Raw genomic sequence first — 22,646 nt, 5'->3', positions numbered from 1 at the left:
TGGCAGCGCCTCAGGTCGAGGCGTGGAAGACCCGGCCCAGCGAGGCGGGCGCGGCCACCGCCGCGCGGCCCCGGTCGGCCGACATGATGACGAGCACAAGGATCGTTACCAGATAGGGCGAGGCCGACAAGAGTTCGACCGGCACGGCCAGCCCCGCGGCCTGCAGGTTCAGCTGCAGCACCGCCACCCCGCCGAAAAGATAGGCGCCGAGCAGCACCCGCCCCGCGCGCCAGCTGGCGAAGACGACGATGGCCAGCGCGATCCAGCCCGCGCCGGCGGTCATGCCTTCCGTCCATTGCGGCACGCGCACGAGGCTGAGATAGGCCCCGCCCAGCCCCGCGCAGGCGCCGCCGAAGGCGATGGCGGCCAGCCGGATGCGCACGACCTTGTAGCCCAGCGCATGCGCCGCGTCGTGGTTCTCGCCCACGGCACGGAGGATCAGGCCCGCGCGCGTGTAGCGCAGAAAGGCCCAGACCGCGGCGACCAGCGCGAGGCTGAAATAGACCATGAGGTCGTGGGAGAACAGGATGCGGCCCACCACCGGCAGGTCCGAGAGCGGGCCGAGATCGAGCCGCCCGGTCGCGGGCGGCTTGACGCCGACATAGCCCTGGCCCAGCAGCGCCGAGAGCCCCAGCCCGAACAGCGTCAGCGCAAGCCCCGTCGCCACCTGGTTCGACATCAGCACCTGTGTCAGCACCCCGAAGACCAGCGACAGGAGCGCGCCGCTCACCATCGCGGCGAGAAAGCCGAACGTCGGGTTGCCGGTCTCGACGGCGATGGCGAAGCCGCAGATCGCGCCGGTGATCATCATCCCCTCGACACCGAGGTTCAGAACGCCCGACTTCTCGACCACCAGTTCGCCGATCGCGGCCAGCAGGATCGGGGTCGAGGCCACCATCAGCGAGGCGATCAGGACGACCGGGTTGATCGCACCGAAATCCATCTAGGCGACCTCCCGCCGGCCGAGCCGAATGTTGTAATTGGACAAGACATCGACCCCCAGCAGAAAGAAGAGCAGCATGCCCTGAAAGGCCTGGATCGCGGCGGCCGGGATGCCGAGCATGAATTGTGCAAGTTCGCCGCCGATATAGGTCAGCGCCATCAACAGGCCCGCCAGCAGGATTCCGACCGGGTGCAGCCGGCCGAGGAAGGCCACGATGATCGCGGTGAAGCCGTAGCCCTGGTTGAAGTCGATCGAGACCTGGCCGGCCGGGCCGGACACCTCGAAGAGCCCGGCAAGGCCCGCCAACGCGCCCGAGGTGCCGAGGCAGAAGATCACCAGCGCGTTCGGGTTCACGCCGGCGAATCGCGCGGCGCGGGGGGATTGACCGGTCAGCCGTATCTGGAAGCCCAGCATGTGGCGGTTGAGCAGGATGTAGGCCGCGATCACCGCGATGAAGGCCGCGACCACGCCCCAATGCATGCCGGTCCCTTCGATCAGTTCGGGATTCGCCGCGGCGGGGTATTGCTGCAGATTCCGGCTGCCCGGAAAGCCTCCGCCCTCGGGGTTGCGCATCAGTCCCAGCGACATCGAGGCCAGCACCTGCTCAGCCACGTAGACGAGCAGGAGCGAGACGAGGATCTCGTTGGTCCGGAAGCGGGTCTTCAGAAGCGCGGGGATCATCGCCCAGGCCCAGCCGCCGAGCGCTCCCGCGATTACCATCATCGGGAACAGGACCCACGCATCCAGCGGGTAGAATGCCAGCGCCACACCCGCGCCGGCGAGCGCACCCATGATGTATTGCCCCTCGGCGCCGATGTTCCAGATGCCGGCCCGGAACCCGAGCGACAGCCCGATCGCGATCAGGATCAGCGGCCCCGCCTTCACAAGCAGTTGCGGCCGCGAATAGCTGGCGAACTGCTCGTTGAACAGTGGGTCCCAGAAGATCGTGCGGATCGCTTCGATCGGGTCCTTGCCGAGGGCCGCGAACATCAGCCCGCCTGCCGCCATGGTCAGCGCGACCGCGAGCAATGGCGCCGCGACCGTCCAGGCACGCGACGGTTGGGGGCGTCTTTCGAGGCGGATCATGTGCGCCCCTCACTCGGCCACATGCGCGACCTCCATGTCGTGGGCGCCGCCCATCATCAGGCCGACCTCCTCCAGCGTCAGCCCCTGCGCGGGACGCGGTGCCGACAGGCGCCCTTCGTTCAGTGCGGCGAAGCGATCGGAGATTTCCATCAATTCATCCAGATCCTGGCTGATGACGACCACCGCCGTCCCGGCCTCGGCCAGGTCAAGCAGCGCCTGCCGGATCGAGGACGCGGCCGAGGCATCGACGCCCCACGTCGGCTGGTTCACGACCAGGACTTCGGGACGCTGCAAGACCTCGCGGCCGATGACGAATTTCTGCAGGTTCCCCCCGGAAAGCGAGCGCGCGGCATTGCCGGGGCCGGGGGTGCGCACGTCGAACGCCTCGATCACCTTCTCGGCGAAGGCGCGCGCGGCGGGCCAGTTCAGGAAGCCCCGCGCGGCCAGCCCCTCGCGGATCGCGGCGGTGAGCACCGCGTTCTCGGTAAGGCTCATGTCCGGCGCGGCGGCATGGCCGAGCCGTTCCTCGGGTGCGGCCAGCACAGCGATGCGGCGGCGCGGGCCGGGCCCCAGCGCGCCGATCGGCTGGCCGTTGAGTTTTACCGCATCGGACGCGACGGTGGCCTCGCCGGAAAGCGCGGCAAGAAGCTCGTCCTGCCCGTTGCCCGCCACGCCCCCGATGCCGAGGATTTCGCCGGACCGCACGGAAAACGAGACGTCGCGCAGGCTGGTGCCGAAGGGGTTGGCCGAGGGCAGCGACAGCCCCGCGACCTCCAGCACCACCTCGCCGAGGCTGTCGCCCGCCCGCGCGGGTGCCGCGAGCTTCGCGCCCACCATCATCTCGGCCAGTTCGGCCGCGCTCTTCTCGCGCGGATCGCAGCTGTCGACGACCCGGCCGAGCCGCAGGATCGTCGCCCGGTCGCAGAGCGTGCGGATCTCCTCGAGCTTGTGCGAGATGTAGAGGATCGCGGTCCCTTCGGAGGCCAGCTTGCGCAGCGTCGCGAAGAGGATGTCGACCTCCTGCGGGGTCAGCACCGAGGTCGGCTCGTCCATGATCAGAAGCCGCGGGTCCTGCAGCAGGCAACGGATGATCTCGACCCGCTGGCGTTCGCCCGCCGAGAGATCGCCGACCAGACGGTCGGGTTTCAGCGGCAGGCCGTAGGTTTCGCTGACCTCGCGGATGCGGGCGGAGAGGTGGCGCATCGGCGGCGGGTTCTCCATTCCCAGCGCGATGTTCTCTGCCACGTCGAGCGCAGCGAACAGCGAGAAATGCTGGAACACCATGGCGATGCCGGCCTTGCGCGCGTCGCTGGGCTCGGGCGGCGCGTAGGGGGCGCCGCGCAGGGTCATCCGCCCGGAATCGGGTTGCACCAGGCCGTAGATCATCTTGACCAGCGTTGACTTGCCGGCGCCGTTCTCGCCCAACAGGGCATGTACCTCGCCCTCGGCGATGTCGAAGCTGACATGGTCATTGGCGACCACGCCGGGATAGGCCTTCGTCAGGCCGTCGACTGTCAGAAGCGCTGGCACCAGGGCGGTGTCCCCTTTTCCCTTCCCGCGCTTAGTAGCCTGTGGGCGCGGGGCGCCGCAATGGCAAGAGGGCCATATGCCGGCCCGAAACGCACGGCGCGAGGGCAGATGCCCGTTTCATGGGCAGATCGGCGCAGGGCCAAAAGGGGAACCTTTGGGATTGCCGGGGCGCTGGCGGTGGTTAGACTTGCGGCATGGCTTCCCCCCGATTCATCCATCTTCGCCTGCACACCGAGTATTCGCTTCTCGAAGGAGCGGTGCGCGTCAAGAAGCTGCCCGATCTCTGTGCCGCGGCCGGCATGCCCGCCGTCGCCGTGACGGACACCAACAACATGTTCTGCGCGCTGGAGTTTTCTGTCCTGGCCGCCGCCGCCGGCGTGCAGCCGATCATCGGCTGCCAGGTGGACGTGGCCTTCGACCCGGCCGCGCCGGGCGAGCGGCCGCGCCCGCCGGCGGCCCTGGTGCTGCTGGCGCAGAACGAGACGGGATACGAGAACCTCTTGAAGCTCAACTCCTGCCTCTACGTCGGAAAGCACGGGGAGTTGCCCAGCGTCACGCCGGATCAATTGGACGCCCATGCCGCGGGGCTCATCTGCCTCACGGGCGGGCCGGACGGCCCGGTCGGCCGGCTCTTGCAGGCCGGGCAGCGGCTGAAGGCCGAGGCGTTGATGACGCGGCTGGCCGCCGCCTTCCCCGACCGTCTTTACGTCGAGTTGCAGCGCCACCCGGGCGAGGGTGGCCAGGTAACGGAGGCCGAGCAGGCGACCGAGCGCGGCCATGTCGAGATGGCCTATGCGATGGGCCTGCCGCTGGTCGCCACGAACGACGTCTATTTCCCCAAGACCGAGATGTACGAGGCCCACGACGCGCTGATCTGCATCGCGGAGGGCGCCTATGTCGACCAGGCCGCGCCGCGCCGCCGGCTGACGCCGCAGCACTATTTCAAGAGCGCGGAGGAAATGGCGGCGCTGTTCGCCGATCTGCCCGAAGCGCTGGAGAACACGGTCGAAATCGCCCGGCGCTGCGCGGTGAAATCCGAGAAGCGCAAGCCCATCCTGCCGCGCTTCGCCGATGACGAGGTGGAAGAGTTGCGGCGCCAGGCGAAGGAGGGGCTCGCCGCGCGGCTGGCGGTCATTCCCCATGCCGCGCCGGTTGAGGAGTATGAAGAACGGCTGGAGTTCGAGCTGGGCATCATCGAGTCGATGGGCTTCCCCGGCTATTTTCTGATCGTTGCCGATTTCATCAAGTGTGCCAAAGAGCACGACATTCCCGTGGGGCCGGGGCGCGGCTCGGGCGCGGGCAGCCTCGTGGCCTATGCGCTGACCATCACCGACCTCGACCCCTTGCGCTACTCGCTGCTCTTCGAACGCTTCCTGAACCCCGAGCGGGTTTCCATGCCCGACTTCGATATCGACTTCTGCATGGACCGCCGCGAGGAGGTCATCGAATACGTCCAGCGCAAGTATGGGCGGGAAAAGGTGGCGCAGATCATCACCTTCGGTGCGCTCCTGTCCAAGGCAGCGGTGCGCGACGTGGGCCGGGTGCTGCAAATGCCCTATGGGCAGGTCGACAAGCTGTCGAAGCTGATCCCGGTGGAGGGGGTGAAGCCCGTTTCCATCGAGAAGGCCTTGAAGGAGGAACCTCGCCTGCGCGAGGCCGCCCGCGCCGAAGAGGTGGTCGACCGGCTCTTGACCTACGGCCAGCAGGTCGAGGGGTTGCTGAGGAACGCGTCGACCCATGCCGCGGGCGTGGTGATCGGGGATCGGCCGCTGGACGAGTTGGTGCCGCTATACCAGGACCCGCGCTCGGAAATGCCGGCGACCCAGTTCAACATGAAATGGGTGGAACAGGCGGGTCTGGTGAAGTTCGACTTTCTCGGGTTGAAGACGCTGACCGTCATCCAGAACGCCATCGACCTGATCCTCGGCACCGGTCGCCAGTTGCACGAGGCCGCCGACGGCACCCGCCTCTATGACCCCGCCCCGGGGGCCGAGAACGACATCGGCCAGATCCCGCTCGACGACGAGAGGACCTATGCGCTTTACGCCGCCGCAGACACGGTGGCGGTGTTTCAGGTGGAAAGCTCGGGCATGATGGATGCGCTCAGGCGCATGAAGCCGACCTGCATCGAGGATATCGTCGCGCTGGTAGCGCTTTACCGCCCCGGCCCCATGGAGAACATCCCGAAATACTGCGAGGTCAAGAACGGCCTTTCGAAACGCGACCGCCTGCATCCCACCATCGACCACATCCTGGACGAGACCCAGGGCATCATCGTCTACCAGGAACAGGTGATGCAGATCGCTCAGGAAATGGCGGGCTACAGCCTGGGCGGCGCCGACCTGCTGCGCCGGGCGATGGGCAAGAAGATCAAGGAGGCGATGGACGAGGAGCGGCCCAAGTTCCTGAAAGGGGCCGCCGAGAACGGGGTGGACAAGGCGAAGGCGCAGGAGGTCTGGGACCTCCTGGAGAAATTCGCCAATTACGGCTTCAACAAGTCCCACGCCGCCGCTTATGCCGTGGTCAGCTACCAGACCGCCTGGCTCAAGGCCAACCACCCGGTCGAGTTCATGGCCGGCGTTATGAATTGCGATATCCACCTGACCGAAAAGCTGGCGATCTATGCCGAGGAGGTGCGCCGGGGGCTGAAGATCGAGATCGTGCCGCCCTGCGTGAACCGGTCCGGCGCGATGTTCGGCGTCGCCGACGGCCGGCTGGTCTACGGCCTTGGCGCGCTCAAGAACGTTGGCATCGAGGCGATGAAGCTGATCGTCGAGGGCAGGGGGGACAAACCTTTCGCCACGCTCTATGACTTCGCCCGCCGGGTGGACCTGAAACGGATCGGCAAACGGCCGCTCGAGATGCTGGCCCGCGCCGGGGCCTTCGACGAACTCGACCGCAACCGTCGGCGCATCTTCGACAGCCTCGATGCCCTGTCCGCCTATTCCGCCGCCGTGCACGACCAGCGCGGCTCGGCGCAGGTGTCGCTGTTCGGCGAGGCGGGCGAGGACCTGCCGGAGCCGCGGCTTGCGCCCGTGGACGACTGGCTGCCGAACGAGCGGCTCGCCGAGGAGGCTGCGGCGATCGGCTTCTACCTCTCTGGCCATCCGCTTGACGACTACCTGGCCGCGCTGCGCCGCAAGGATGTGCTGAGCCTGGAGGCCGCGCGCGATCGGGCGGAGCGCAAGGGCGGCGCGGTGATGAAGGTCGGCGTTCTGGTCTCGGGCTACCGCGAGATGAAAAGCGCCAAGGGCACCCGTTACATGCGCCTGGACCTGTCCGACCCCACCGGGCAACTCTCCGGCGTTGCGATGTTTGCCCGCGAGGAGGCGGACCTGGCCGCCGCGCGCAAGGTGCTGGAAACCACCGACAAGGTCGTCGCCACGCTGGAGGCGCGCTTTTCCGAGGGGCAGTTCGACCCGACCGTCCGCGGGCTCGCGGCGATGGACACGCTCATCGCCGATGCCGGCCCGCTGGGGGTCGAGGTCGCGATCGAGAGCGAGGAGGCCGCGCTGCATGTGCGCAAGCTGCTCGACCAGATCGGCACGGCGCCGCGGGGCCGGCCCGGCGCGCCGATCCGGCTGCGCCTGGTCAATCTCGATCTACCGGTCGGCGACGGCAGCCGCCCCCATGACTGCTGCATCGAGATCGGCGACAGCTACCCGGTCACGCCCGAGATCAAGGGTGCGCTGAAATCGCTGCCGGGCGTCGCGCTGGTCGAGGATTTCTGATGGCCGGTTCGCCCTTGCCTCGCGTTGTGCAAGTGGGGTTCAACAAGTGCGGCACCCGCAGTCTCGCCCGCCTGTTCGAGGGGGGCGGGCATCCCGCGCTGCATCACAAGCACCGGCGTCCCGCGCGGCGCTCGCAGACCGCCGCGCGGATCATCCGCGAGAACCTGGCACGGGGGCGCAAGGCGCTGGCCGGGATCGAGGGCTACACCTTCTATTGCGACCTGATCCACGTCACCGAGACCGAGTATTACGAGGGCAACGCCGCCTTCCGCGAGATCCTGCGCGACTATCCCGGCACGATCCTTCTTCTGAACCTGCGCGACCGGGAGGCCTGGATCGCCTCGCGCCTGCGCCACGGCCACGGCGAATTCGCGCGCCGGTCGATGGCGGCGCTGGGCCTGCCCGACGAGGCGGCGCTGACGGCGAAGTGGCGGGCCGACTGGGATGCGCAGATCGCGGCAGTCCGGGCGTATATGGCCGACAGGCCGGAGCAGCTTGTGGAGTTCGACCTCGACCGCGACCCGGTCGAGAAGCTGATCGCCGCCTTCCCGGCCTACGGGCTGAATGCCGCCGACTGGGGCGATACCGGGCGCTCGCGCGGCCGGCGCCTCGCGCCGCCGCTGGCCTGGGCGAAACGTGCCTGGGCCCATGCGCGGCCGCGCTCGGGGCGCTAGGCGGCTACCAGTGCGGCGGTTTGCGGTCGGCCAGCGGTACGCCGCCGCCCTCGTCGTATTCGCGTTCGGCCTCGCGCCCCAGCAGCATGTCGACCTGCCGCCGCAGCAGGCCGATTTCCTTGGATTGGCGGGCGACCTCGTCCGACAATTCCTCGGTCTCGCGGATCAGCCGGGCGATCCGCTCTTCCAGTGCCGTAAGCTCTTCGTCCATGCTCATACCCCGCCTCCCCAAAGCCACCTTGTCCCCCGGCCCCCCATCCGCTAGACCCCGCGCGAACGCGAGAGGCAGGCGGTGAGGCGCGCATGGCCAAGGACAAAAAAAACCGGCGCCCCAGGGCCGAGACACCCAAGGGCTTCCGCGACTATTTCGGCGCCGACGTCACCGAACGCAAGGCGATGCTCGACACCATTGCCGAGGTCTATCACCGTTATGGTTACGATCCGCTTGAGACTTCTGCCGTGGAAACGCTCGAGGCGCTGGGCAAGTACCTGCCCGACGTGGACCGCCCCCATGCCGGCGTCTTCGCCTGGCAGGAAGAGGAGGACGGCGACTGGCTGGCGCTGCGCTACGACCTGACCGCGCCGCTCGCCCGCGTCGCCGCGCAGTTCCGCAACGACCTGCCCTTCCCCTACCGCCGCTACGCGATGGGCCCGGTCTGGCGCAACGAGAAACCTGGTCCGGGCCGATTCCGCCAGTTCTATCAATGCGATGCCGATACGGTCGGGTCGGCCTCGGTGGCCGCGGATGCCGAGATCTGCGCGATGCTGGCCGACACGCTGGAGGCCGTGGGCATCCCCCGCGGCGACTACATCGTGCGGGTGAACAATCGGAAAGTGTTGAATGGCGTAATGGAGGTTGCGGGCATCCTCGACCCCGCCGACTCCGACAAGTTCGAGCACGAACGCGGCATCGTGCTGCGCGCCATCGACAAGCTGGACCGGCTGGGCGAGGACGGCGTGCGAGCTCTGCTGGGCGAGGGGCGGACGGACGAGTCGGGGGATTTTACCGAAGGGGCTGGGCTGTCGGGCGATCAAGTTGAAGTCGTCCTTTCATTTGTGAATGCATGCAAATCACCGGTGACTGAATCTGAAGATTCGGCAGAGTGTGAAGATTGTCCTGAGGCTGGTTCTTGGGGTTCTTTAGAAGGAACGTCATCGAACCCGAGCCAGGGCCTAGTGCTGCAGCGCTTGAAACAACTCGTGGTTGGCTCAGCTGTCGGGAACGAGGGTGTCACCGAACTAATGGCGATTGCCGACCTCCTCGCCGCCCAAGGCTACGGCCCCGACCGCATCGTCATCGACCCCTCCGTCGTCCGCGGCCTCGGCTACTACACCGGCCCGGTCTACGAGGCCGAACTGACCTTCGAGATCACCGACGAGAAGGGCCGGCCGCGGCAGTTCGGCTCGGTCGCCGGGGGCGGGCGCTACGACGACCTCGTCAAGCGCTTCACCGGGCAGGAGGTTCCGGCGACCGGCGTCTCCATCGGGGTCGACCGGCTGCTGGCCGCGCTCCGTGCCAAGGGCCGGGCAGGGGGCACGATGCAGGGCCCGGTCATCGTCACCGTGATGGACCGCGACCGGATGGCCGACTATCAGGCCATGGTGGGCGAGTTGCGCGCGGCGGGCATCCGCGCCGAGGTCTATCTGGGCAACCCGAAGAATTTCGGCAACCAATTGAAATATGCCGACCGGCGCAATTCGCCCGTGGCGATCATCCAGGGTTCGGACGAGGCCGAGCGGGGCGTCGTCCAGATCAAGGACCTGGTGCTGGGCGCGAAGATCGCCGAAAGCGCGAGCCTCGAGGAATGGAAAGCCCAGCCGGCGCAGTTCGAGGCCGCGCGCGGCGACCTGGTGGCCGAGGTCCGGCGCCTGCTCACCCGGGACGGGGGCTGAGCCATGGAATCCAAGGCCGAGGTTCTGGCGCAGGCAGAGCGGCTGCATGGCTTCTTCCGCAATTCCGGCGCCCAACCGGTGCAGACCGCGATTCTGCAACCGGCCGACACGCTCTTGGAGCTGTATGGCGAGGATATTCGCGCGCGCGCCTATGTGACTTCGGACGCGCTTCGCGGCGAACAGATGCTGCGCCCCGATTTCACCGTGCCCGTTGTCCAGATGCACATGGCGGCCGGCGCCGACCCGGCGCGCTACACCTATATGGGCGAGGTCTTCCGCCGGCAGGAACGCGATGCCGGCCGGCCGAGCGAATACATCCAGGTGGGCTACGAACTTTTCGGCGGCGAGAGCCCGGCCGAGGCCGATGCCGAGGTCTTCGCGCTGTTCTCGGAGGTCCTTTCGCCCTTGGGGCTACGGGCCGCGACGGGGGATATCGGGCTTTTGCTGGCGGCCATCGACGGGCTGTCCACCACCGCCCGGCGCAAGGCGGCGCTGCGCCGCCATGTCTGGCGGCCGCGCCGGTTCCGGGCGCTTCTGGACCGTTTCGGCGGGCGCACCCCGATCCCCGAATCCCGCAAGCGCCTGCTGTCGGACCTGCAGGAGGCGGGAGCCGCCGCGGTGCTCGAGGCGGCCGGGCCCGAAATCGGGCTGAGGAGCCGCGCGGATGTCGCGGCACGGCTGGCGGCGCTGGCGGAAGACGCCGCCGAACCGCCCGTTTCGGCGGCGGAGGTGGAGCTTCTCGACGACATCCTTTCGATCCGCGAGACCTGCCCCAACGCGCTCGCCCATCTGCGCGACGTTGCCGTGGACCTGCGCGCCATCGCGCCCGCGCTCGACCTCCTGGAGGCGCGGCTGGAGGCTTTGGCCGAGCAGGGGGTGGATGTCGACCTGCTCGATTTCGAGGCGAGCTATGGCCGCACGACGATGGAGTATTACGACGGCTTCGTTTTCGGTTTCTACGCCGAAAACCGGCCCGACCTGCCCCCCGTCGCGACCGGCGGGCGCTATGACGCGCTCACGCGGGTGCTGGGCCGGGGGCAGGCGGTGCCCGCAGTGGGCGCTGTCGTGCGGCCGGAACTGGTGCTGGCCCTCTCGCTGGAGGCCGTGGGATGACGCTGAAACTGGGCGTGCCGTCCAAGGGCCGGCTGATGGACAAGACCTTCGACTGGTTCGCTGGGCATGGCGTGCGCGTCAGCCGGACCGGGTCCGACCGCGAATATGCCGGCGCGGTCGAGGGGATCGAGGGGGTGGAACTGGTGCTGCTCTCGGCGGGAGAGATTCCGCGCGAACTGGCGGCCGGGCGCATCCATCTCGGAGTCACCGGCTCGGACCTCGTGCAGGAGCGCATCGCCGACTGGGAGTCGCGGGTGGCCGAGTTGGAGCCGATGGGCTTCGGCTTCGCCGACCTGGTGATCGCGGTGCCGCGGTTCTGGGTCGATGTCGACACTCTGGACGATCTCGACGCGGCGGCGGCGGCGTTCCGGGCGGTGCACGGCCACCGGCTGCGGATCGCGACGAAGTATCACCGGCTGGTGCGCGAGTTCCTGCGCGGGGCGGGCGTGGCCGATTACCAGTTGGTCGACAGCCAGGGCGCGACGGAAGGAACCGTGAAGAACCTGACGGCCGAGGTGATCGCGGACATCACCTCGACAGGGGAGACTCTGCGCGCCAACCACCTGAAAATCCTGTCCGACGGGCTGATCCACCGCAGCCAGGCGACGTTGTTCAAGTCGCGCATGGCCGCGTGGGAGGATGCGCCGCGGCAGGCCTTTCGCGCGCTCGCCGGCCGTCTCGGTCTCGACACCTGAAACGCGCGTCACCCGGCGGCATCGACCCCGCCCGGACCGTTTGCGGCGGATGGGGCGCGTTCAGCGCACGCCGATCTCGGCAAGGGCGGCCATGAGCGTTGGCGGCAGGTCTTCCTCGCGCTGGCGCCCGGGCGTCAGGTCGCGCGGGGCGTCCTCGGGCCGCAAGTAGCGCCAGCCCTGGAATGGCCGTTTGGGCATGGCCTCGGTGCGGACCACGTCAGGGTCTAGCACGATGCCGCAGCGCGTGATCCCGTCCGCGCCCGGCACCTCGTCGAGCCGCATCATGCGTTGGCGCGCGAGGATTACCCCCTTGAACACCCAGTAGAGAGATCCGCCCGCCAGAAGCTCGGCCTCGCGTTTCGGCCACATCCGGGTGACGTGACGGGGCACGCCGTCAGGCCCCTTGGCGCGTGGGCTCGCCTGCCAGCGGGTCAGGTCCTCGACCCGCTCGGCGCCGACGCAAAGCTTCACCAGATTGACATGGCCCCCCGCCATCGTGCCCCCAGATTCTGTTGATGGCCGTCAAACCTAGTCTACTTGTTGCGGAGTTCAAGCCGAAGCCCTATTCTGAACAACCTTCCCCGAACGTCCGAGGACACCCGAGATGAGCCGTTTTGCCGCCCCCATCGCCGAGCAGATCTGGGACATGAAGTATCGCCTGAAAAAGGCCGATGGCAGCCCCGAGGACCTGACGGTCGAGGACACGTGGCGGCGGATCGCCCGGGCGTTGGCCGAGCCTGAGCAGGACAGCGCCGCACGGGAAGAGGAGTTCTACGCCGCGCTCGAGGATTTCCGCTTCCTGCCTGCCGGCCGGATCACCGCGGGCGCGGGCACGGGGCGCGCGGTCACGCTGTTCAATTGCTTCGTCATGGGCACGATCCCCGATTCGATGGCCGGCATCTTCGACATGTTGAAGGAAGCCGCACTCACGATGCAGCAGGGCGGCGGCATCGGCTACGACTTCTCGACGATTCGCCCGCGCGGCGCGGACGTGCTGGGCGTGGCGGCAGATGCGTCGGGGCCGCTGAGCTTCATGGACGTGTGGGACGCGATGTGCCGGACGATCATGTCGGCCGGCTCGCGCCGCGGTGCGATGATGGCCACGATGCGGTGCGACCACCCCGATATCGAGGATTTCATCACCGCCAAGCAGGACCCGGCGCGGCTGCGCAATTTCAACCTGTCCGTCCTCGTCACCGACGCCTTCATGGAGGCGGTCAAGGCTGACGGACCCTGGGAGTTGAAGTTCGGCGACAAGGTCTACCATACGGTCGAGGCCCGCGACCTCTGGAACACGATCATGCGCGCGACTTACGACTATGCCGAGCCGGGCGTGATCTTCATCGACCGCATCAACCAGATGAACAACCTCGCCTATTGCGAGACGATCGCCGCCACCAACCCCTGCGGCGAGCAGCCCCTGCCGCCCTATGGCGCCTGCCTGCTCGGCTCGATCAACCTCGCCCGGCTGGTGCGCGACCCGTTCGAGAGCATCGCGGAACTCGACGAGGCGGAACTCGACGCGCTGGTCGCAACCTCCGTCAGGATGATGGACAATGTCGTCGACGTGTCGCGCTTTGCGCTGGATCAGCAGGCACAGGAGGCGCAGGCGAAGCGGCGGATCGGGCTGGGGCTGACGGGGCTCGCGGACGCGTTGCTGATGGTGGGGCTGCGCTATGGCTCGGACGAGGCGGCGCGGCAGACCGAGCGCTGGCTCCACCGGATCGCACGGGCCGCCTACCTCGCCTCGGTGGAACTTGCCAAGGAAAAGGGGGCCTTCCCGCTCTTCGATGCCGAGAAATACCTGGAAAGCGGCGCGCTGACCCATATGGATGAAGACGTGCGCGCCGCCATCGCCGAACACGGCATCCGCAACGCGCTGCTGACTTCCATCGCGCCCACCGGCACGATCAGCCTCTACGCCGGCAATGTGTCCTCCGGCATCGAGCCTGTCTTCGCCTACAGCTATACCCGCAAGGTGCTGCAGCGCGACGGCAGCCGAACCGAGGAGGAGGTGGTGGACTACGCCGTCCAGATGTGGCGCGAGAAACACGGGGACGCGGACCTGCCGGATTATTTCGTGAACGCCCAGACGCTCACCCCGGCCGAACACGTCAAGATGCAGGCCGCCGCCCAGAAATGGGTGGATTCTTCGATCTCCAAGACGATCAACTGCCCCGAGGATATCGGGTTCGACGCGTTCAAGGACGTCTACCTGCAAGCCTACGAGACGGGGTGCAAGGGCTGCACCACCTACCGGCCGAACGATGTGACCGGCAGCGTGCTGTCGGTCTCGGAAAGCTCGGACAAGACGCCGGAGACCGAAAGCGGGGCCGATGTCGTCTACCTGTCCGACCCGCTCGACCGGCCGCACGCGCTCGAGGGCAATACCTACAAGCTGAAATGGCCCGACAGCGAGCATGCGATCTACATCACCATCAACGACATCGTCATCGGCGGCCGCCGGCGGCCCTTCGAGGTGTTCATCAACTCCAAGAACATGGAGCATTTCGCCTGGACCGTGGCGCTGACCCGTATGGTCTCGGCCGTGTTCCGGCGGGGCGGCGACGTGAGTTTCGTGGTCGAGGAGCTGAAGGCCGTGTTCGACCCCCGCGGCGGCGCCTGGATGCAGGGCAGGTACATCCCCTCGATCCTCGCCGCGATCGGGGGCGTGATCGAACGCCACCTGATTTCCATCGGCTTCATCGAGTCCGAGGGCAAGGGGCTCAAGACCGACCCGCGCGCCGAGGTGATGGCCGTGGGCGAGGCCCCTCGCGGCCCCGCCTGCCCGGCCTGCGGCGCCTACGAGATGCGCATGGTCGAGGGCTGCATGACCTGCATGAATTGCGGCCATTCGAAATGCAGCTGACGGGCGGAGATGTCCTTTTTGATGACACGCATAAATCTTCCATTTTGGGCAGAAAACTTCCATTAAAACACGGTTAATTCTTCCATCGGGCGGTTTTCGGCTGCGAAATGGTAGTGACCGGCAGGGCGGGAGGCTACGGTGCGTGGTGTCGGCCTGGCGGGATGAGCAGAGGTTCGCCCCCTGCAGGACCACCGGGGACGGGGCGTCGGGCCGGGTGCGCCGCGAGCGATCGGGCCTTTGGAACGACGATCCGGCTCGTCGCCGGTGTCGATCGCCGTGGCGACCGGAGGGGTCTGACGGGCATCCCCGTCGTAATCCGGGGGCGTAACGATCCAGACCGTCGGGAAGGGCCGGCCGATATCCTCGTCCGGCCGCCGGGCGCGTCCATCGCGGACCGCACCCGGTGGCTAGGACGCAATCACGGTCCCGGGCCGTGCAGGAACTGGACCACGCTTGGGCCGACCCTGCATGTCCACGATGGCGGATTTCGCGGCGTGACCTGCGCGCGGCTCATCGCGTCCGGCGCAGGCAGATTTCTGCGGTCGGCCGGACAAGGATGGTCGACCCTCGGGCGACATGGCCGCGGCCCGCGTCACCGCAGCTCGAGACAGCGCGCCCGTCTCACACGTGCCGCCTGTGCGTCGGTGAGCGCCTCGCCCGCGAACAGCCCGCAGCCCGCGCAGCCAGTCGCAGGGCTCGCCTGCGTCGGTGTACTGGAAAACGGCATCGCGGTGCCCGCAGGCACGGCAGGTATATCCGGGCGGGTCCGACGCGGGCGTGGCGAACCAGGGATCGCAGGGCGCTCAGACCTGCTCCTCCGCGACCCACCGCACCCATCGTCCATCCGCCACCCGGAACACGTTGGTGCCGCGGCAGCGCCGGCATTGCGCGGCGCGATGTGCCAGTCAAGGGCCGAGAGCGCCCGCGTGGCCTCCGCGCGCAGCTGCGTCTCACGGCCTGCGGCTTGGTCTCGACGACGACATAGGCAATTTCCGCGACTAAGGCGGGCTGGCTGTAGTGCGATTGCGCGAGGAGCAAGACCTCGGCGCCGGGAAGGCGCAGCGCGAGCCAGGTCGCGACATCGGCGAGATCCTGTTCGAGAAGGCGGTCCCGAAGCTCCAGGGCCGCCTGGCGTGGCCATGACGCCGAGCGGCGGAAACGCCCGCGGCGACAGGACGACGTCGGTCGGCTTGCCCCGGAAACGCACGGTCCGGACATCCGGTTCCCCGGTCTCCTCGATCTCCATGTCATGCGGGGTCATGCGGGCACCCGATCACCGCATGCCCGATTGGGTCGGGGGCGCGGGCCCGCGGACGGCTGCCACCCCGCACATGCCCTTGCGGATGACTGCCGCCATGCCCACCGGGGGCCTCCCGATCGCTGCGGGAACCTCGTGCCCGCGGTGGTCGACCTTCCGGAGTCCTCCGGGAACGGACCGGCCGACGCCCTTGCAGGCCGCAAGCAGGCGGGGGCCGGTGACCCTCCGGCCGGCGGCGCCGGGGCTGGAGGGCGGTGGGCCGTGATCGCGCACCAGGGGCCTCGCCAGGGCGGACGCTTCGCAGGGCGCGCGCTCCCGGCGGGGTCGAGACGTATCCGGCCCCCGGTCCCGTCGCTCGTCATGGGCAGATCGCACGCCGATCGGGTCGGCGACGGTGGCGGCCTGGGCGACAGCATGGGAGGCCCACGACCGTCGGCAAGTCCTGATCGAGATGTTCGGTACCGGAGCAGACATGCCATTCTCCCTGGAATCGACAGGAGGAACATTGGCTGGCTTGGGAGAACCGGAAGCGAATTCTTCGGCGCCGATGGAAGAGGGCATCCGTCGAGTTCGGTCACCTGCGTTCTGGATCCTGCAGATTTCCCGCGGGAATGTTGCCCTTGGTCTCTGGTGCGTCGAAGGTCCGCGGGCAGCCCGACAGGATGCTCGATCGTCCGCCCTGCTGTCCGACCTCTGCCCCGCGGAGTGGGCGGAAAGTGTGCATTCGCCGCTCTGCAGCGGGGATTTGCAGATGCCGACAAGGCGGACCTTCAACCTCGAGATCTCAGGTGTGACCTGCCTCGGGATATTTCTCCAGGGAGCGGACCTTCGCCGCACATTGCTCGAATGACTGAAAAGAGCATGGAACCAGAGTGCCGTCCTGCCAGCGTGCGTGCAACCGTCGCTTCATCCGCCTCTGGGTGCGCCATTTGTCAACATGACCTAATCGGCTTGGCAAATTTAAAACCTTGATCCATTCAATGAATTAGGATGATGCTGGGCTACTAGAGAAGCGAGAGATGTACCCATGGATGAACCGGATTTCATTGTCGATTATGACGCAAGAGCACCTTCGCCCTTGGATCCACATATTGCCAATGTCTGGCTTCGCGCGCCGTCCAACCGCTTCATGGGTGGATACGACTTGGAGGTATCGGCCTCTTTCGGCGAGGAAATGATTCAACTTGAAGGTGATGATTTCTCTCTTTCTGTCTCCTTCGGTATAAAGAAGGCGTCCATTGAGGTTCAATTCAAGCACTGCCAGCCGGACCCAATTTTCGAAAGATCGGGCGACGCATATGTCAGAGAGGATATCGACCGAACGCAGCGAGGTTGGCGTATTGGTGCCGAAGTAGAAGCGGGAGCATCTGCCGGTGCGCCCATTCCGGACGCAAAAGGGGCAGCGAAATCGGGCATAAACTATGGCAGCGAGTCCTCTACTACCGAAACCCGAAGGCAAACGCGCCGCTGGAAGCAAGTGGGACCGCAGACCATTGAGGTGGAGGATGCGGGGCGCACTTTAGAGGGTCAGCTAGTCGATAGAGAGAAAGGCTGGTTCGTAAAACCAGACCCAACCAAGGATTTCTCAGCGGTGGTTGCGACTCTCACGACGCGCGCCGAATGGATTCAATTCGGTCGGGTTGACGATGTCGAACCAAGCGGTGGGATTGGCATGCGAGCCGCCCGGTTCCTGACAGGTAAAAAGACACGGGACAAGGAACTGTTCGGGTTGTTGCTCCGGACCCTCGCCGTACGTGGGCTGCAAAACGCGCTGAGTCGGGATGCGACGTTGGCGGTCTATCTCCACGTACTACGCAAGCCAGCCACAATCGATGAGCTAAGCGACGAACGTCCAATGGTGGTCCCGGCAGGGCCTCCCCTGCGCTCAATCGGTGTCGATTCATCTGTGATTGACACTTTTCTCGATACCGACTCCCAAGGGCGCGTCGCAGTGTTGAGGAAAGTCGGCGCGCCCTCAGAAGATCTGCAGAGAATTCTTAGCGAAAACGATGGTCACAGTCCGCGCTCCGAACGCCTCTTCATCGCTGGCACCGCTCCACCATCGGCCCTAGCCTCGCTCGAATTCACTATGTCCAGTGATGAAGCTGTTCCAACAGATGATTGGGACGCCGCGAACCAAAACCGAAGTCGTACTGATTTGGTGGCGCTAGGGTTGATCGAGGTCCGTGACGGTAAGGTTTACTCGCTTGTGCCAAACAGCGCATCTGCCGAAGACATGCTTCGGCACGCCGCCATGAAGGCCCCTACGCTACAAGCCACGCGCGAAATCCTACTCGAAGACCCGCACCGGACCGGTGTAGAAATCGGCGAGGAAATCGGAACGCGTTTCAGCCGGAATTACAACACCGAAGCCTCGAAGCTGCGGGTCGGAAACGCGTTGCGCAGGTGGGCGATTTGGCTTGAGCCTCACCTCGTCGATCCGACCAACGTCAAGGGTGCGGCCCGGTTGCGTATTTCTGCGAAGTCCGAACGTCCGGGTGTCGGCGCGCCAAGCCTCGCGACGCCTGAGAATGTCCGGAAGGCACAGGCGGCACTGGACCAAGGAGTGCGTGCGGAAGACGTCGCGAAGATGATTGGCGTGTCACGCGCAACTATCTACGGATGGAACAAACTAGGGATTGTCTCCATCGCGAAAGTCAGGTGAAGGCGGACCTAACATGAAAAACTATTCGCCCAAAATCAGAGAGATAATCTCGTCTCGGTGTACCAAGTAGGATCTGGCTGGCACACGGCATCTGACCGTTTTGGTTAGCTATCCGCGATGCCCCGCGAGGTGCGGTACGCCAGTTGCGTGACTTCGTAGGCGCGGCGAATGGCTGGAAGGACGGGCCGCGCCGCGGCGGAGCCAGGCGGTGGTCAATGGCCGGAACGGGCCGCCTGTGAAGGCGGCCCGTCGACTTCAGATTTCGACGCTTTCCGAGATCGCGAGCGCATCCTCCAGTTCGACGCCGAGGTAGCGGACCGTGCTGTCCATCTTGGTGTGGCCAAGCAGGAGTTGCACGGCCCGCAGGTTGCCTGTCTTCCGGTAGATCTGGGCGACCTTGGTGCGGCGCATCGAATGCGTGCCGTAGGAGGTGGGATCCAGGCCGATGGAACGAACCCATTCCCGGACGAGGCGGGCGTATTGCCGGGTCGAGATGTGCAGGCGTTCATGGAATCGCCCCGGCCAAAGGTATTCGGAGCCGACCATCAGGGGCTCGTCCATCCAGCGCGCGAGCGACTTGCGCGTGCCCTCGGTGATTTCGAACCGGACCGGGCGCTGGGTCTTGCTCTGGATGATCGAGGCGCGTTCCTTGACCTGGCCGGCCGCGTAGACATCCGCGACCTTGAGTTTCACGAGATCGCAGCCCCGAAGCTTGCTGTCTATGGCGAGGTTGAAGAGCGCGAGGTCGCGGTGGTTCCCGGCGATCTCGAGGCGGACGCGGATGGCCCAGACGTGTTTTGGCATCAGCGGGCGTTTCTGACCGACGACGCGGCCCTTGTTCCAGGCGGGGCGGCAAGCGCGAATGGCAGGCAGGTTGGCAGTGGGCATGGCAGTTCCTCCCATCCGCCACGCCCACCACGACACCAACCCGACGTTGGTGCGTCATGATAGCACGGGGGACCGGCGAGGCGGCGCGGGCAACCGCGGGGCCCATGTCGACCACCGCTGCGTCCTGTCCGAGCGGCCGCAATGCGCAGGTAGCGGACGGAAGTCGCGGCGAGGCGAGGCGGTGGGCATGTTGAAAAGCGCGGCGGCCCAATCGCCGACTATTAGGCTTTGGCTTGCCACCGCGCTGATCCTTTCGTTCGCGTAGGTTCCAGACAATGAAAACCAGAGTGCACCGAATGAGTTATCCACACGCCATCCAATTCAGAGAATATATGCGACTGCGCCATTGTCGAGTGGGAGCCGAATTTCGTAGAGAAAAATTATCACTTATCAACTTCAAACACCTGTAATTAGCGGATTTCCGGAAGGCTTTTTGCATCAATTCTGTACAGACTACCCATCTCAATTCTCCGCTTGGCGTCTTCATCCCCAAGATCTGCAGCTTGCCTTAAATATTTTTCTGACAATCCCTCGTCGAGCAATGAATACTCCTTATCGACAAGAACTTGCGCATATAAGATGCAGGCTCCTGGATGCCCCATGTCTGCGGCGCGCCGAAGCCACGTTACGAATAGTGATCTCAAATCAGCATCGCCTTGATTCTTGAGCATCAAGTCGTGTAGAGTTTTTGAAATTCGGCCCATCATATGAACTGTAATTTCGCCACCACCATAAATGGACTCAAAGAACTTTATTGCCAAAAGATGGTCGCCCTCATTAAGCAAACGTTTCGCCTCTGAACACATGTGCTCTCGAGACAGGTGTGGGATCACCTTCTTGAGTTGCGCTTCTGTTCGCCTAGATGTTTTTACTTGAAGCCGCCCACACCAGTCATCAAACCGGACATGCGGAAAAATTCTTCCAGCAACTTCATTGTTTCGATCTATTTTTGGTCTAGGTGGGTTGCAGCGACATTCACCAAATAGTGGCAGGTCGTCCACGAAGCGACCGTGCTTACATACAAGGCACCCTTTGAATTCAGAACTGCGATCTTCTTTTGCTTCCTTCGAAGACATATTCCAGCTCCATTAATTTATTGCCACACTTACGTTGATCGTTCGTTTGACTGCCTACTCTGTTCGCCTTTGGAGTGCTAGAGGGGTAGCTAAGCGAAAAGGTTTTGTTAGTCCGCTTCCGGGTCTCCTGTGGGGAAAGCGTGGTTATCGGGTACACAGAACGACCGACCGGTTTGGGCTGGGCCAAGTCATCTGATGGCTTGTGTCAGGTATTAGCAATACCCCGCGATGCGCGGCTCGCTGGCGGCGTGATTTCGCAGGCGTGCGCAGCGAATGGCAAGTTCAACGGGCCGCACCGCGGCATCCGGCGTGGTAGGTGGACGGCAGCTAAGGGCCGTTCTTGCGCGTCCGGTTCGGGCGGCCGCTGCCCGAGCAGGTCGCGGATGCGGGCGATGGTGGCCTTGCGGGTCGCGCCGGCCAGCAGGCCGTAATGGCGGATGCGATGGAACCCGAGACCGTGCTGCCCTGTGCCGAGACCGTGCCGATGCTGCTCTGGGCGCTGTTGGCCTCCGGTCAGATCCAGATGCGCAAGGTCGACGGATGGGAGACCCTCTCTCAGCCCCTCGAACCGATGCCCCTTGACCTCGCCGCCTGAGCGGCGCCAACTTCACGTGCCCGGAGCGCGCCGCCAGGGATTTTCCACAGAATTCGCGACACGACCGACACTATCCCTGAGCAGCAGAACAGGCACAGCCGACCTTCTTTTTCTCGAATGGCTGGGTCGTCTCGGTCACGTCCGTCAAGCTGGTGTAAATTCCCGGATGGCCTGAGGGCATGATCAGGCGGCTTTCGTGGTTATGCTGAGAATGGGGTCGATCTCCTCCTTGTCGATCTGGGCGAAGGCCTCGACCATCATGTAGCGGCTCGAGGTCTGCCATTCATCGTTGGCTTCGAACAGGACGGCGCCGATCAGACGCATGATGGAGGCCTCGTTCGGAAAGATCCCGACGACATCGGCACGGCGCTTCACCTCCTTGTTCAAACGCTCGATCGGGTTCGTGCTGTGCAGCTTCGTGCGGTGCTGCCGAGGGAAGGTCATGTAGGCGAGGACATCGTGCTCGCTGGCATCCATCAGCTCGGCCAGCTTGGGCCAGCGCGGGCGCAGCTGTTCCGCGACCTTGCGCCAGATTTCGCCGGCCTGGGTTCGGTCGGGTTGGTCGAAGGCCTGGCGGATCGCGGCGGCGACGACGGTGTGCTGGCCGCGGGACACATGTGCGAGGGCGTTCCTCATCCAGTGAACGCGGCACCTCTGCCACGTGGCCTCGAATACCCTTGAGATTGCCGCTCTGAGTCCGGTGTGCGCGTCGCTGATGACCAGTCTGACCCCACCCAGCCCGCGCGCCTTCAGGGAGCGCAGGAGCTCGGTCCAGAACGTCTCGGCTTCGGATGGGCCGATGCCCAGGCCGATGATCTCCCTCCGGCCCTCGGTGTTGGCGGCGACAGCGATTATGGCCGCGACCGGCACGATGCGACCGCCTTGGCGGACCTTGAGGTAGGTCGCATCCAGCCAGACGTAGGGCCATTCGCCGGTCAGCGGGCGGTTCAGGAACTCCCCGACGCGCTCGTCTATGTCTTTGCACAGCTTCGACACGGTGCTCTTCGAGATGCCGGACAGGCCCATCGCCTGCACCAGCTCGTCCACGCGACGGGTGGAGACGCCGCCGATCCACGCCTCCTGGATCACCGCGACCAAGGCCTGCTCGGAGGTCTTCCGCGCCTCGAGGAAGCCGGGGAAATAGCTGCCCTGCCGCAGCTTCGGCACCCGCAGGTTCAGTGTGCCCAAACGGGTATCGAGAGCGCGCTCTCGATACCCGTTTCGCCAGGTCGTGCGTTCACCGCTGCGTTCGTGGCGACCAGCGCCGATCAGGCCTTCGACATCGGCCTCCATGATCAGCTGAAGCACCGCCTCGGCTATGGTTCGAAGAAAGTCTCCCTGATCGTGCTTGGCCATAAGCTCGGACAGGTCCATGGTCGTCTTGGTCATCGGGGTCTCCGTAGGGTTCGTGGTTGAAGTCGCCAAACTCCACCTCGACCATACACCTCGATGGCCACCCAGGATTACACCGCTGGCGGCAGCGAAATTACACCAGCACCGCGGACACTAACGTCGTCCTCCTGGGATCGGCAAGAGAGGAGAGAACGGCGGGAGCCACGAAGAGTGCTTTGCGTCGGCGTTCTGACCCGCGGACCGGGAGAATTGATCCTAGCCCATTTCTCAACAATAA

At 65.6% G+C, this 22,646-nt stretch carries 15 protein-coding genes and 2 pseudogenes; 8 read left to right on the top strand and 9 right to left on the bottom strand.

The features are described 5' to 3' along the window. Positions 1-10: 10 nt before the first annotated feature. Genes BUR28_RS09245 through BUR28_RS09235 form a run of 3 tightly spaced genes read right to left on the bottom strand, consistent with a single transcriptional unit; the run spans position 11 to position 3,562 of the window. Positions 11-943: an ABC transporter permease gene (locus BUR28_RS09245; RefSeq protein ID WP_074219851.1), complete on the bottom strand. Its 933-nt coding sequence runs from the start codon at positions 941-943 to the stop codon at positions 11-13. After that, on the bottom strand, positions 944-2,029 hold the full coding sequence (locus tag BUR28_RS09240) for an ABC transporter permease (RefSeq protein WP_074219850.1): 1,086 nt from the start codon (positions 2,027-2,029) through the stop codon (positions 944-946). A gap of 9 nt (positions 2,030-2,038) precedes the next feature. Then, entirely contained in the window at positions 2,039-3,562 is a 1,524-nt protein-coding gene (locus tag BUR28_RS09235) for an ABC transporter ATP-binding protein (RefSeq protein ID WP_074219849.1), read from the bottom strand. A gap of 191 nt (positions 3,563-3,753) precedes the next feature. Here BUR28_RS09235 and dnaE point away from each other — a divergent pair, with 191 nt between their 5' ends. Both dnaE and BUR28_RS09225 read left to right on the top strand, forming a co-directional pair. Then, positions 3,754-7,290 carry a DNA polymerase III subunit alpha gene (gene dnaE, locus BUR28_RS09230; protein WP_074219848.1) on the top strand — a complete coding sequence of 1,179 codons (3,537 nt, stop codon included), beginning with the start codon at positions 3,754-3,756 and terminating at the stop codon, positions 7,288-7,290. After that, positions 7,290-7,964, top strand: a complete 675-nt coding sequence (locus BUR28_RS09225) for a sulfotransferase (RefSeq protein WP_074219847.1) — start codon at positions 7,290-7,292, stop codon at positions 7,962-7,964. Before dnaE ends, BUR28_RS09225 begins: the two co-directional genes overlap by 1 nt. A gap of 4 nt (positions 7,965-7,968) precedes the next feature. Here the strand turns inward: BUR28_RS09225 and BUR28_RS09220 are convergent, their stop codons facing one another. Next, positions 7,969-8,181 carry a SlyX family protein gene (locus BUR28_RS09220; RefSeq protein WP_254813722.1) on the bottom strand — a complete coding sequence of 71 codons (213 nt, stop codon included), beginning with the start codon at positions 8,179-8,181 and terminating at the stop codon, positions 7,969-7,971. An 86-nt stretch (positions 8,182-8,267) separates the two neighbouring features. On the opposite strand from BUR28_RS09220, the gene hisS reads away from it, so the two are divergent. From hisS to hisG, 3 genes are read left to right on the top strand one after another with little or no spacing between them, the layout of a single operon-like run. After that, a complete protein-coding gene (gene hisS / locus BUR28_RS09215; RefSeq protein WP_074219846.1) occupies positions 8,268-9,857 on the top strand; it encodes a histidine--tRNA ligase in 1,590 nt (529 codons plus the stop codon). Positions 9,858-9,860: 3 nt separating this feature from the next. Then, complete coding sequence (locus BUR28_RS09210) at positions 9,861-10,970, top strand: ATP phosphoribosyltransferase regulatory subunit (RefSeq protein ID WP_074219845.1); 1,110 nt, start codon at positions 9,861-9,863, stop codon at positions 10,968-10,970. After that, positions 10,967-11,665: an ATP phosphoribosyltransferase gene (hisG, locus tag BUR28_RS09205; protein ID WP_074219844.1), complete on the top strand. Its 699-nt coding sequence runs from the start codon at positions 10,967-10,969 to the stop codon at positions 11,663-11,665. The genes BUR28_RS09210 and hisG overlap by 4 nt, the downstream gene beginning before the upstream one ends. A gap of 60 nt (positions 11,666-11,725) precedes the next feature. Here hisG and BUR28_RS09200 read toward each other — a convergent pair whose 3' ends face one another. Continuing rightward, a complete protein-coding gene (locus BUR28_RS09200; protein WP_074219843.1) occupies positions 11,726-12,160 on the bottom strand; it encodes a DUF1489 family protein in 435 nt (144 codons plus the stop codon). Positions 12,161-12,269: 109 nt separating this feature from the next. Here BUR28_RS09200 and BUR28_RS09195 point away from each other — a divergent pair, with 109 nt between their 5' ends. After that, positions 12,270-14,534: an adenosylcobalamin-dependent ribonucleoside-diphosphate reductase gene (locus tag BUR28_RS09195; protein WP_074219842.1), complete on the top strand. Its 2,265-nt coding sequence runs from the start codon at positions 12,270-12,272 to the stop codon at positions 14,532-14,534. A gap of 2,285 nt (positions 14,535-16,819) precedes the next feature. Then, entirely contained in the window at positions 16,820-18,457 is a 1,638-nt protein-coding gene (locus BUR28_RS19415; protein WP_139307542.1) for a helix-turn-helix domain-containing protein, read from the top strand. A 255-nt stretch (positions 18,458-18,712) separates the two neighbouring features. Here the strand turns inward: BUR28_RS19415 and BUR28_RS09190 are convergent, their stop codons facing one another. The 3 genes and pseudogenes from BUR28_RS09190 to BUR28_RS20785 form a co-directional block, all read right to left on the bottom strand. Next, the gene (locus BUR28_RS09190; RefSeq protein WP_074219841.1) at positions 18,713-19,345 is read right to left on the bottom strand and encodes a tyrosine-type recombinase/integrase; all 633 of its coding nucleotides are present in this window, start codon (positions 19,343-19,345) and stop codon (positions 18,713-18,715) included. A 410-nt stretch (positions 19,346-19,755) separates the two neighbouring features. Then, positions 19,756-20,421, bottom strand: a complete 666-nt coding sequence (locus tag BUR28_RS19410; protein ID WP_139307541.1) for an SEL1-like repeat protein — start codon at positions 20,419-20,421, stop codon at positions 19,756-19,758. A 310-nt stretch (positions 20,422-20,731) separates the two neighbouring features. Next, positions 20,732-20,872, bottom strand: a pseudogene (locus tag BUR28_RS20785) (IS91 family transposase); the annotation flags it as partial. Between BUR28_RS20785 and BUR28_RS19405 the strand changes: the two are divergent. Further along, positions 20,864-21,016, top strand: a pseudogene (locus BUR28_RS19405) (IS256 family transposase); the annotation flags it as partial. The pseudogenes BUR28_RS20785 and BUR28_RS19405 sit on opposite strands and share 9 nt — an antisense overlap. A 183-nt stretch (positions 21,017-21,199) precedes the next feature. Here the strand turns inward: BUR28_RS19405 and BUR28_RS09180 are convergent. Next, positions 21,200-22,405, bottom strand: coding sequence for an IS256 family transposase (locus BUR28_RS09180; protein WP_074219839.1), 1,206 nt, complete (start codon positions 22,403-22,405; stop codon positions 21,200-21,202). Positions 22,406-22,646: the final 241 nt, after the last annotated feature.

This window comes from Rhodovulum sp. ES.010 (assembly GCF_900142935.1).
Lineage (GTDB): Bacteria > Pseudomonadota > Alphaproteobacteria > Rhodobacterales > Rhodobacteraceae > Rhodovulum.
Note: the sequence above shows the minus strand (reverse complement) of the source record. Positions and strands in the feature narration are given on the sequence as shown.

Bases quoted from the DNA above. Each gene is read 5' to 3' on its own strand.
- BUR28_RS09200 (WP_074219843.1), bottom strand. From the start codon at position 12,160: ATGGCGGGGGGCCATGTCAATCTGGTGAAGCTTTGCGTCGGCGCCGAG.
- BUR28_RS09210 (WP_074219845.1), top strand. From the start codon at position 9,861: ATGGAATCCAAGGCCGAGGTTCTGGCGCAGGCAGAGCGGCTGCATGGC.
- BUR28_RS09225 (WP_074219847.1), top strand. From the start codon at position 7,290: ATGGCCGGTTCGCCCTTGCCTCGCGTTGTGCAAGTGGGGTTCAACAAG.
- BUR28_RS09245 (WP_074219851.1), bottom strand. From the start codon at position 943: ATGGATTTCGGTGCGATCAACCCGGTCGTCCTGATCGCCTCGCTGATG.
- BUR28_RS09180 (WP_074219839.1), bottom strand. From the start codon at position 22,405: ATGACCAAGACGACCATGGACCTGTCCGAGCTTATGGCCAAGCACGAT.
- hisG (WP_074219844.1), top strand. From the start codon at position 10,967: ATGACGCTGAAACTGGGCGTGCCGTCCAAGGGCCGGCTGATGGACAAG.
- BUR28_RS09220 (WP_254813722.1), bottom strand. From the start codon at position 8,181: ATGAGCATGGACGAAGAGCTTACGGCACTGGAAGAGCGGATCGCCCGG.
- BUR28_RS19415 (WP_139307542.1), top strand. From the start codon at position 16,820: ATGGATGAACCGGATTTCATTGTCGATTATGACGCAAGAGCACCTTCG.
- hisS (WP_074219846.1), top strand. From the start codon at position 8,268: ATGGCCAAGGACAAAAAAAACCGGCGCCCCAGGGCCGAGACACCCAAG.
- BUR28_RS19410 (WP_139307541.1), bottom strand. From the start codon at position 20,421: ATGTCTTCGAAGGAAGCAAAAGAAGATCGCAGTTCTGAATTCAAAGGG.
- BUR28_RS09190 (WP_074219841.1), bottom strand. From the start codon at position 19,345: ATGCCCACTGCCAACCTGCCTGCCATTCGCGCTTGCCGCCCCGCCTGG.
- BUR28_RS09195 (WP_074219842.1), top strand. From the start codon at position 12,270: ATGAGCCGTTTTGCCGCCCCCATCGCCGAGCAGATCTGGGACATGAAG.
- BUR28_RS09240 (WP_074219850.1), bottom strand. From the start codon at position 2,029: ATGATCCGCCTCGAAAGACGCCCCCAACCGTCGCGTGCCTGGACGGTC.
- dnaE (WP_074219848.1), top strand. From the start codon at position 3,754: ATGGCTTCCCCCCGATTCATCCATCTTCGCCTGCACACCGAGTATTCG.